The organism is Megamonas rupellensis DSM 19944, from assembly GCF_000378365.1.
In the GTDB taxonomy this organism is placed as follows: domain Bacteria; phylum Bacillota; class Negativicutes; order Selenomonadales; family Selenomonadaceae; genus Megamonas; species Megamonas funiformis.
Genome location: NZ_KB899613.1, coordinates 1 through 11,752 on the forward strand (window position 1 = coordinate 1; position 11,752 = coordinate 11,752).

Below are 11,752 nucleotides of genomic sequence, written 5' to 3' on the forward strand. Positions count from 1 at the left end.
TAGCTGAAAGCTATCCGCAAAAATAAAATTATGACTACGTTTTTAATTCATTATAATACCAAACTATTTCCGCATTATAAATTTTAGTGGTAACCGTAGGTTATTGAAAATAACTTTGTTAAATATTAATAACACCTAACTATTCCCGCATTAGCAGACTTTTACGGTAGCTGAAAGCTATTGGCAAAAATAAAATTATGACTACGTTTTTAGTCCTACTGTTTGAGCGTAGCGAGTTTAGAGCGCTGTAGGCGTGATTTTATTTTTGCCAAAGTAAAATCAATATTGCGGGATATTTTCTTTTTGATTCGTTTTTCTTTTAAACAAAAGAAAAATGAATTTTATTTATTATTTGCTTTTCATTGCATTTTTAACGCATAATTCTTTTTTAATATCCCATAATTTTTGAGATAAATCTACATAATAACGATGTGGATTTTCAAAGCGTTTTACTTCGTCCCATAAAGTTTCCACTTCTTTTTGACAATATGCTTTTATTTCTTCTATAGATGGGCTTTCATATACACATTCACCATTTTTGAAGATAGGAACTTGCAATTCTCTAGCAGTGAAATTAGTAAGAGTTTTTTGTTTCCATGTAGCATTTGGATCAAAAATAGTATGTTCTTTTGTTGTATCAATTGTTTCATCATATAAGCAAAGTTCATCAGCGATAGCTTTGCCAGTTTCTTTATCATACAAACGATATACTTTTTTGAAATGTGGATTTGTTATTTTAGAGATATTTTCGCTGAGTTTAATTTTTGGTGTAATTTCACCATTTTCATTTTCAATAGCTACTAATTTATATACACCGCCAAACACTGGTGCAGATTTTGAAGTAATCATTCTTTCACCTACACCAAATACATCTACTTTAGCACCTTGCATTAATAAATCACGGATTAAATGTTCGTCTAAAGCATTAGATGCTACGATTTTACAATTTGTAAGACCTGCTTCATCAAGCATTTTTCTAGCTTGTTTAGATAAATAAGAAATATCTCCAGAGTCTAAACGAATTGCAAAATTAGTAATACCTTGTGGCACAAGCATTTCTTTGAATACGCGAATAGCATTTGGTACACCACTTTTTAAAGTATTATAAGTGTCTACTAATAACACTGCATTATGAGGATAAATTTCACAATAAGCTTTAAATGCTTCATATTCAGAATCAAACATCTGTACCCAAGCATGAGCCATAGTACCACTAGCTGGCACTTGATAAAGTTCATCAGTAAGTGTACAAGCTGTTCCAGCACAACCGCCAATATATGCAGCTCTAGCACCTTTTACCGCACCATCTGCACCTTGAGCGCGACGAGAACCAAATTCTAACACAGGTCTACCTTGAGCAGCTCTTACTATGCGATTTGCTTTTGTAGCAATAAGAGATTGATGATTTAAAGTCAATAAAATAAAAGTTTCTAAAATCTGTGCTTCAATAGCAGGAGCTTTAATAGTCATAATTGGTTCACGAGGGAAAATACAAGTTCCTTCAGGAACAGCATAAATATCCCCTGTAAATTTAAAATCAGCTAGATATTCTAAGAAATCTTCACTGAACATATTTTTAGAACGAAAATATTCAATATCTTCTTTATCAAAATGTAAGTCTTTTATATATTCTATTACTTGTTGTAAGCCAGCTGCTATAGCAAAACCACCATCATCAGGAATATTACGGAAAAATACATCAAAATACACATTTTTTTTATGTAAATTATTTTTTAGATAGCCATTTCCCATTGTAAATTCATAAAAATCACATAACATGGCTAAATTTTCATTTTTTGAATTCATAAAGAACTTCCTTTCAAATTTATAACAAAAATATTATAAATCCCTCTCTATTATTAATATACTTCATTTCTTTTTACAAAAATAAAAGTTATATTCCTTAATATTATATAGCAAGCTGTATTTATTTTCTACTCTTTAAATAAAAATAATCTGATTTTTACAAATACATCAATGTAAATAAAAAAGAATTCCATAATATTATAGAATTCTCTCTTATTTTCTCATATTTATTAAATATTATTTAATATTTTCAGCTTATCTAGCAAAAACACATTTGCCATTAATATAAGTTTTATTAACTTTTACCTTATCAACATTTTGAGGATTTATGGCAAAAATATCTCTATCAAGTGTTATGAAATTTGCTTTATATCCTGTTTTCAACTGACCGAGATTTTTAAAACCTGCAATTTGCGCTGATTTTTTTGTATATAAAATTATCGCAGTTTTCATATCTATGATTTGATCATTACCACAATCTGTATTATCATATGCTTTTCTTGTAACAGCCCCTTTGATACAAACAAAAGGATCAGAAGGCACTGCCCATGATGTTGCTGGTGCATCAGTAGAAAAACATAGATTTACTTTTTGCTCTAATAAAGATTTTATTGGATAACATTCTTTCATGATATCTTCGCCCAAATTTTGTAGATAACTTTCTATCTCTGCATAAAGAAAAATAGGCTGAGTTACAAAACCAATATTTTTTTCTACGGCTTTATCAATGCTATCTTGACTAGGTAAAGTAATATGTTCAACTCTTACATATGGTCTATCTTGATTGAGCCAATCTTTTTCTGCATAAACTCTATCCACCACGCGTTTTATGGCATTTGTTCCCATAGCATGTACGGATAATTGACATTTATTTCGCTTACAAAAATCAATTGCAGTCTCCAATTGTTCATCAGAACATACACTTATACCGCAACTATTGCTATTTAAATAAGGCTTATCCATCCATGCAGTTTTACCAGATACACTACCATCACCAATTAATTTCAATCCAGCAACAAATACTTGATTATCATTATTTTGTTTTTCCTTGCTAATAGCAAAATCTTTGTCATGCATAAAGAAATCCCACATATAATACATAGAAACTTCTTGCTTAAAACCTTTTGCTATTGCTTCTCTATAATAAGTATAATTATCGGATTTATCCAAATTACCCATATCACAAACAGCCACTATACCTTGTGAAATCAATAAGTCCCCTAAATCTACTAAATTCTGCACCTTTTCAGCTTCATTTAATTCAGGTATATAAGGCAAAACTAAATTTCTCGCATTTTCTTTTAAAACACCTGTAGGCTCGCCAAATTCATCACGTTCAATTTGCCCACCTTCTGGGTCTTTCGTATTCTTATCTATTCCTGCTAGAGCTAATGCTTTACTATTTACACATCTTATATGACCACAAGTGCGAATGATTGCCACAGGAAAATCTTCTGTTCCTTCATCTAAATCCCAACGAGTTATAGAACGTTTTTCAGCGAATTTCCCTTCATCATAACCCCAGCCCAAAATCCATTCATTCTTATTGTCCTTTCTCAACTGTTGAGCTTTTGTTTTTATTTCTGCAATCAAGTCTTTTATAGAATTCACTTTTGGAGGTAATGCTGATATTTCTTTGCTAAAGTCAGCCAGCATTACAGGATGCATATGTGCATCTACAAATCCTGGCAATATGCAAGCATTATTTAAATCTATTATTGGAAAATCACAAGTTGGTCTATCTTCTTTTTTTCCTATCCATTTTATATATCCATTTTCCACAATCATACTATCAGCATTAAGATTATCTTCATCTGATGTGAAAATTTTTCCATTCTCATAAATAAAATTATTTTCTTCCATAAAATATACTCCAAATACTAATTAAAATTAATTGTCCCAAACTTCATAAGCAATACTTTCTTTTTTCTTAAATTTATAAACAACAGCACCTATGACATAACCTAAAATTGTAGGAATAAGCCATGCAAAGCCTTGTTTAGCTAATGGAATTTGATTGATGATATTCATTAAGCCAGAAATATCTATATTCACTAATCCTGTCATCACTGCTAAATTTAAAGCATCAAATAATGACATAATAAAAGCTACCCAAACAGCACCTTTCCATGCACCATCGTTTGGTACCCATTTTTTACCTAAACCTAAGAAAGTCAATACTACTGACATTGGGAATAAAATCATAAAAATAGGGCCAGATATTTTAAGCACATTGCTAACACCAAGACAAGAAATCATAAAAATAGCAATAGTAATCATCAAAGAAGCTTGTTTATAGGAAATTTTGCCTTTAAACCATGCTTCCACCCATTGACCAGCAGTAGCAATCATACCTATAGCAGTAGTCAAACAAGCCAAAATAACAGCAACAGCTAAAATAAAACTACCTTCATAACCTGCTAAATTTTTCACTAAATCAGTGAGTAAAAATGTAGCATTTACATCTAAACTATAATAATTTACACCTTGAGCTCCTAAATATGCTAAGCCAGCATAGACAACAAATAATAAAGTAAAACCTACTAAGATAATACCGAGCATCATTTTATTATATTCTTGTTTATTGCAATAACCTTTTTCACGAAAAGCAGTGATAAACATACCTGCACAAATAATACCTGTACCTACATCACCTGTATTATATCCTGTAAAAAATCCATTCAAAAATGACTCTTTGGCTGTAGAAATAGAGCTACTATGTAATGTATCGATAGGATTTACAATGGCTAATACAACAATTGCCAATAAAGTAATAAGTAAAGCTGGTGTCAAATAATTGCCTACTTTATCAATAACAGTGGAACGGTTCATAGCAAAATAATATGATATTGCAAAAAATATAGCTAGAAAAATAATTCTCGCCATGAATGGTAATTCACCAAAAATGCCTTGCATACCAGACTCAAAAGCTACACCGCCACATCTAGGTATAGTACCAAAAATAACAACTAATAAACCAAGTCCCATATATAAATAATGCCACCAACTATTGATATGTTTCATCATATCTTGCAAATTATATCCTACATTACCTACAGAAGCTAAAGCCATCATAGGAAATAAAATTCCTGTAAGTGCTAAACCGATAATTGCCCAGCCAACTTGTTCACCTGATACTAAACCTATAATCGGTGGAAAAATCAAATTACCTGAACCAAAAAAGATGGCAAACATCGCAAAACCCATAACTAAAATATCTTTTTTCATATTTTTCTTCATCTATCGACCACTCCTCTTTTAAGTTTTATTAATTAATTGCATTTATCTTATATCTTTATCGTATAATTATACCAAAGTTATTCATATTGTCAATGATATACGCAATATAATAAATACTCTATATTTTTTCTTTTTATAATATACATTTGTATTTTAAATTTTATTTTTCGTAACAAAATCAAGATTTTAACACAAAAATTAAAATCATTTTTTTCATTCATCAAAAATCTAAAATAAAAATCCATGTTAAAGTTCATCATACTAATACATCTTATCTGCAAAATTATACTTGCCGTCTTAAAAATCACTAAGTATTGAAGTCCATTTTAGAAAATGATATAATTATTTTATTGTGGATATAGCCACCAGTATTAATTAGCTGGTGGCTATTCTTATCTTAGTTATTTAATTACAATTCAATTTATTTTTAGAAAGGATGTATCTTTTGTTAAATCATAAACAATTATTATATAAAATTTTACCTTATGGCTGTCAGATGAATTTTTCTGATGGTGAACGCTTCGCAGGTCAATTAGAACGCATGGGCTATAAACCTGCTGAAAAATTAGAAGATGCTGATATTATCATCATCAATACTTGTTGTGTTCGTGAAAGTGCCGAAAAGAAAATTTATGGCAAAATTGGCGAAATCAAACATTTAAAACAACAAAAACCAGATTTAATCTTAGGTATCACTGGTTGTATGGCACAAAAAGATGGTGATGCCATCTTCAAAAAAGCTTCTCATGTAGATTTTGTCCTTGGCACAAATAAAATGTATGATTTACCTGCTGTATTAGAAGAAATTTTTGCTTCTCGTGGTCATATTGTCAAATTAGCTGGCGATTATGATATGCCACCAAATGTAGAACCAGCAGAAAACAACTCTTTATTTGCTTTCGTGCCTATTATGTATGGTTGTAATAATTTCTGTACTTATTGTATCGTTCCTTACGTTCGCGGTCGTGAACGCAGTCGTGCACCGCAAGAAATCGTTGCAGAAATAACAAAACTTGCTCAAAATGGTGTAAAAGAAGTTACTTTACTCGGTCAAAATGTTAATTCCTACGGAAAAGATAGAGATGATGCTGACTTTGCCGATTTACTTGCTATGGTAGATAAAATCGAAGGCATTGAACGTATTCGCTATATGACTTCTCACCCTCGTGATTTAACAGATAAAGTTATCGAAACTATAAAAAATAGCAAACATATCTGCGAACATTTCCATCTACCAGTCCAATATGGTACTGACAAAATGCTCAAAGCTATGAACCGCGGTTATACTACAGCTTATTATAAAGAACTTGTAGCTAAAATCCGCAGTCAATTCCCAGAAGCTAGTTTCACTACTGATTTAATCGTAGGTTTCCCTGGAGAAACAGACGAAGATTTCGCTCAAATGCTCGAATTCTTAAAAGAAATTCGCTATGACGCAGCTTATACATTCTTATATTCCAAACGTTCTGGTACACCAGCAGCTACTATGGAAAATCAAGTTCCTCAAGAACTCAAAAAAGAACGTCTCCATAAATTAATGGACGCTCAAAATGAAATCAGCTTAGAAATAAATCAATCTTTATTAAATAAAACAGTAGAAGTTATGGTTGAAGGCCCTAGTAAAACTGAACCAAATGTTTATACTGGTCATACTCGCACTAATAAAATTGTACTTTGGGAACATAAAGATGAACAAATCGGCGATTTAGTTAAAGTAAAAATCACACATCCACAGACATGGGTATTAAAAGGTGAATTGGAGGCGTAAATTTTGAAACTCACTCCAATGATGCAACAGTATCAAGCTGTAAAAAATGCACACCCAGACCAAATATTATTCTTTCGTCTAGGTGACTTTTATGAAATGTTTTTGGACGATGCTATACTCGTTTCCAAAGAATTAGAACTCACTTTAACTAAAAGAAGTACAGCAGGTGATGGCATTCCTATGTGTGGAGTGCCTTATCATGCTGCTGAATCTTATATTAATAAATTAGTAAATAAAGGCTATAAAGTAGCTATCTGTGAACAAATCGGCGACCCTAAAGCAAAGGGACTTACAAAACGTGAAGTTATCAAAATCATCACTCCTGGTACAGTGATGAACGAATCTGCTTTGACTAGCAGTAAAAACAATTATATAGCTTTAATCTATGAAGAAAATCACGCTATTTATCTAGCTGGTGCTGATATCTCCACTGGCGAATGCTTCTATAGTATTTATGATGGCCCTGACCGTTGCCAATTATTATTTGACGAACTTTATCGCTTGATGATGCCAGAATTATTATTAATTAAGCCTTTTTCTTATGAACGTGAATTAAAAAATTTCTTATCTCTTCGTTTAAATAATTGCTTAGTTAATGAATTGACTGAAATCACATCACAAATCGAAGACCTAATGCTACAACATTTTGATGTGCATAATCGCCCAGATAATAAAATCGCTCACAAGGCAATTGCTACTTTACTTGAATATTTACATGAAACAGTAAAAACAGATTTAACTCATCTGAATAAATTAACTTATTTAGACTCTTCAAAATCTCTATTTATCGATACCTATACTTTGCGCAACTTAGAAATAACTCGCAATCTTCGCGATGGTGGCAAAAAAGATACATTATATGATGTTTTAGACTTCACCAAAACAGCTATGGGTAGCCGTCTTTTACGTAAATGGCTAGAATATCCATTACTTAGCCCTAAAAAGATAAATGACCGCTTAGATGCTGTAGCTAATCTTGTATCTGATTTTTCCTTGCGTAATAATCTTCGTGAACAATTAAAAGAAATCTATGATTTTGAAAGATTATTGACTCGTATGGAAGTCGGCACAGCAAATGCTCGCGATATGAATGCCCTAAAATCTTCATTATATGTATTGCCTGCTATAAAAAAATCCTTAGCTAAAGCCACTGCTAAATTATTAGCAAACATTCATCAAAAGATTTCTACCTATAATGATTTAGTAGTTTTAATCGATAAGGCAATCGTTGAAGATCCTAGTTTCTCTATCCGTGAAGGTGGCTTCATCAAAGATGGCTACAATCAAGAATTAGATGAATACCGCAATATCGCTAAAAACAGCAAACGTCTTTTACAGCAAATGGAAGAAGACGAAAAAAATAAAACTGGTATCAAATCCTTAAAAATCGGCTATAACAAAGTATTTGGCTATTATATCGAAGTCCGCCATAGTTCCACAGAAATGGTACCTGAAAACTATATTCGTAAGCAGACTTTAGCCAATGCTGAACGTTATATCACACCAGAACTCAAAGAATTTGAAACTAAAATTCTCGGTGCACAAGAAAAAATTGTTCAATTAGAATATAATCTCTTTACAGAGCTTCGCGATATCTTAAAAACGAAAATAAGCTCTATTCAAAATACTGCTCATGAAATAGCTATTTTAGACGTTTTAGTAAGCTTAGCTCAAGCAGGTGATGAATATAATTACATTCGTCCAAAATTATTAGATGATGGCACTATCTATATCAAAGATGGAAGACATCCTCTTGTTGAACGCATTTTAAATCGAGATTTATTCGTGCCAAATGACACTCATTTAGATAATGCTCAAAATGAAATCATGATTATCACTGGCCCTAATATGGCTGGTAAATCAACATATATGCGACAATCTGCTCTACTCACATTGATGACGCAAGTAGGTTCTTTCATACCTGCTCGTGAAGCTTCAATTTCCCCTGTGGATAAAATTTTTACACGTATAGGTGCTAGCGACGATTTAGTCAGTGGACAAAGTACTTTCATGGTAGAAATGAATGAAGTATCTCATATTCTAAAATATGCTACAAATAAAAGTCTTGTCATTTTAGATGAAATTGGACGCGGTACAAGCACGTACGATGGTATGAGTATTGCTCGTGCTGTTATTGAACATATACGCGACCATATTGGAGCTAAAACTCTATTTGCTACGCATTACCATGAACTAACTGACCTAGAAGATGATGTTCATGTAAAAAATTATTGTATTGCCGTAAAAGAAAAAGGCTCTGATGTAACCTTCTTACGTCGCATTATTCGCGGTAGTGCTGATAAATCATATGGTATTCATGTTGCTAAATTAGCTGGATTACCTCAAGAAGTCGTAAAACGTTCGGAAACAATTCTCATTGATTTAGAAAATACAGCTCCGACTAAAGAAAAAACTGTTATTTCTAAAGATATTTCTGACGAAAACAATATAAATACTACACTAAAACAAGATACAGCTATCACAAATGACACTACTTCAGAAATAAATTATCTTCAAAATAATCAAGAAGATACTGAAATAGCTGATTATCAAGAAAAAACACCAACTTTAACTGCTAATCCAACTAAAAAATTGAAATTTATGCAAGTAGCAGAAATGCCAACTTTATTCGGCGTAAGTATAAGCACTCAATTAAAAGAATTAGATTTAATGAGTATGACACCACTTGATGCTATGAATAAATTATACGAATTGCAACAACAGGCAAAACAAGAGGAGTGATATTATGACTTCTATTCATATTTTAGATGATATCACTGTCGATAAAATAGCAGCTGGTGAAGTTGTCGAGCGACCAGCTTCTGTAATTAAAGAACTTGTAGAAAATTCCATAGATGCTCATGCGGATAAAATCGAAGTGGAAATCTTAGCTGGTGGAACATCTTTTATGCGCGTTACAGATAATGGCGCTGGCATGGATAATCAAAATGCTAGACTAGCTATCTTGCGTCATGCTACTAGTAAAATCAAACAAGTAGACGATTTGATGTCTATAGATACTTTAGGTTTCCGTGGAGAAGCCTTGCCATCTATCGCTGCTGTATCAAGATTTAATTTGATTACACGTCGCCCACAAGATGATTTAGGTACTACTATAAAATTAACAGGTGGTCGCATTGATGAAATTGAAGATATGGGCTGTAATATCGGTACTACTATCAAAGTAGAAGATTTATTCTTCAATGTACCTGCTCGTAAAAAATTTCTCAAAACCACGACCACAGAAGCAAATAAAATAAATGATTTTATCATAAAATTAGCTTTATCTAAACCTAATATTGCTTTTAAATTGATTAATAATAATAAAATAGCTATCACTACCCCAGGTAATGGCTCTCTATATGATGCTATTGAATGTATCTATGGTGCTAAAGTCAGCGAAGAATTATTGCCCATCGAAGCGATAACTGATGATATCAAAGTAACAGGCTTCATCTCTAAACCTGCTATTATCCGCAGTTCTCGTTCTTGGCAAGCATTCGTCATCAATGGTCGCGTAGTCAATAGTAGGATTATTTCCAAAGCAATCGACAATGCTTACCATTCATTACTGCCAAAATCTGGATATCCATTTGTTATTTTAAATATTGAAATCAACAAACGAACTATTGATATCAATGTACACCCTCAAAAAGCGGAAATAAAATTTGAAGATGAATCCTTATTATTCAAGACTATATACCATGCTGTTTTAGAAGCTGTAAAACCTAGTGATAATCAAGCTTTAAGTGATTTTGCTATTCCTGTAACAGATAAAGCATTGCATATTGAAAAAACAGTGCCTGAACAAATCAATATGGATTTACCTGAAAACAATCCATCTACTCCATCAAATTCATTTAAACAAAATTCAATTAACCATATACCATCATTAAAAAATAATACAACTCCTTTAACAACAGATTTAAATAAATTTCGCCAAGCAAGAGAAACACTTCACCCTAATTTATCTAATCATCACAGCAATACTATTCAAGAAACCGCCATTCAAGATTACCAAACAAATACTACCACAAAGCCTCAAACAGATATAAATATTTCATCTAGCGAAAACTTAACAGATTGTCAAAATTCTACTCAACTATTAAAAGAAGCTGTCAATCTAACGCCAATCGGGCAAATTGATGCTTGCTTCATTGTTGCTCAAGGCCCTAATGGAGGAATGTACATCATTGACCAACATGCAGCACATGAACGCATTTTATATGATAAATTTGCTAAACAAACTGAGCGAATTCCTGTTCAACCATTATTGATGCATTTATTTTTAGATGTAAATAATAGTGAATTAACTCTAATAGAAGAAAATCAACAAATTTTATATGATTTAGGCTTTAACGTGGAATTAGCAGGACAAAATCAAATCCGTTTAAAAGAAGTTCCCGCTGATATAAAACCACAAGAAAGTGAAGATATTTTCCGTGAAATTTTAATTTCACTTTCTCAGTTGCACACACCTACTCCTCAAGAAATTCGTCATTCCTGTTTAGCTATGACAGCTTGCAAAGCAGCTATCAAAGCAGGCGATGTCTTAAATATCACACAGATGAAGATAATCTTAAATGAACTTGCTCAAACAACTTTACCATACACCTGCCCACACGGCAGACCAACTATTATAAAATTTAGTACTTATGATTTGGAAAAGATGTTTAAACGAGTACAATAAAAAAAAGAAAAAGATAGGCAAATTTGAACTGCACCCCAAAAGTTGGACAAAAAACAACTTTTGGAGGTGCAGTTTTTTTATGACTAAATACTCAAATGAATTTAAAGTTAAAGCAATTAAAATGGTTTTAAAAGGAGATTCTATTTCTCATGTAGCTAAAATTCTAAACATGCCAAACACAGCTTCTCTTTGCAGATGGATATTTCATTATGAAAATGGTGGCATCTCACAACTTCTTCATAAAAATC

The 11,752-nt window shown here is 32.1% G+C and carries 6 protein-coding genes; 3 read left to right on the forward strand and 3 right to left on the reverse strand.

The annotated features are described in order from the left end of the window. Positions 1 to 348 precede the first annotated feature (348 nt). The 3 genes from F553_RS0110930 to brnQ form a co-directional block, all read right to left on the reverse strand. Positions 349 to 1,806, reverse strand: coding sequence for a nicotinate phosphoribosyltransferase (locus F553_RS0110930; RefSeq protein ID WP_019000124.1), 1,458 nt, complete (start codon positions 1,804 to 1,806; stop codon positions 349 to 351). A gap of 255 nt (positions 1,807 to 2,061) precedes the next feature. Beyond that, positions 2,062 to 3,669 (reverse strand): amidohydrolase, encoded by a 1,608-nt coding sequence (locus F553_RS0110935; protein WP_019000125.1) that lies wholly within the window; start codon positions 3,667 to 3,669, stop codon positions 2,062 to 2,064. 27 nt (positions 3,670 to 3,696) lie between these two features. Next, positions 3,697 to 5,046, reverse strand: coding sequence for a branched-chain amino acid transport system II carrier protein (gene brnQ, locus F553_RS0110940; RefSeq protein WP_019000126.1), 1,350 nt, complete (start codon positions 5,044 to 5,046; stop codon positions 3,697 to 3,699). A gap of 436 nt (positions 5,047 to 5,482) precedes the next feature. Between brnQ and miaB the strand changes: the two genes are divergently transcribed. From miaB to mutL, 3 genes are read left to right on the forward strand one after another with little or no spacing between them, the layout of a single operon-like run. Beyond that, positions 5,483 to 6,814: a tRNA (N6-isopentenyl adenosine(37)-C2)-methylthiotransferase MiaB gene (miaB, locus tag F553_RS0110945; protein ID WP_033405803.1), complete on the forward strand. Its 1,332-nt coding sequence runs from the start codon at positions 5,483 to 5,485 to the stop codon at positions 6,812 to 6,814. Between the two features lie 3 nt (positions 6,815 to 6,817). Continuing rightward, complete coding sequence (mutS, locus tag F553_RS0110950) at positions 6,818 to 9,556, forward strand: DNA mismatch repair protein MutS (RefSeq protein ID WP_019000128.1); 2,739 nt, start codon at positions 6,818 to 6,820, stop codon at positions 9,554 to 9,556. A gap of 4 nt (positions 9,557 to 9,560) precedes the next feature. After that, positions 9,561 to 11,504, forward strand: coding sequence for a DNA mismatch repair endonuclease MutL (gene mutL, locus F553_RS0110955; RefSeq protein WP_019000129.1), 1,944 nt, complete (start codon positions 9,561 to 9,563; stop codon positions 11,502 to 11,504). Positions 11,505 to 11,752: the final 248 nt, after the last annotated feature.

What these genes read in the sequence shown, in the direction of transcription:
- F553_RS0110930 (WP_019000124.1), bottom strand. Translation starts at nt 1,806, where the DNA reads ATGAATTCAAAAAATGAAAATTTAGCCATGTTATGTGATTTTTATGAA.
- F553_RS0110935 (WP_019000125.1), bottom strand. Translation starts at nt 3,669, where the DNA reads ATGGAAGAAAATAATTTTATTTATGAGAATGGAAAAATTTTCACATCA.
- brnQ (WP_019000126.1), bottom strand. Translation starts at nt 5,046, where the DNA reads ATGAAGAAAAATATGAAAAAAGATATTTTAGTTATGGGTTTTGCGATG.
- miaB (WP_033405803.1), top strand. Translation starts at nt 5,483, where the DNA reads ATGTATCTTTTGTTAAATCATAAACAATTATTATATAAAATTTTACCT.
- mutL (WP_019000129.1), top strand. Translation starts at nt 9,561, where the DNA reads ATGACTTCTATTCATATTTTAGATGATATCACTGTCGATAAAATAGCA.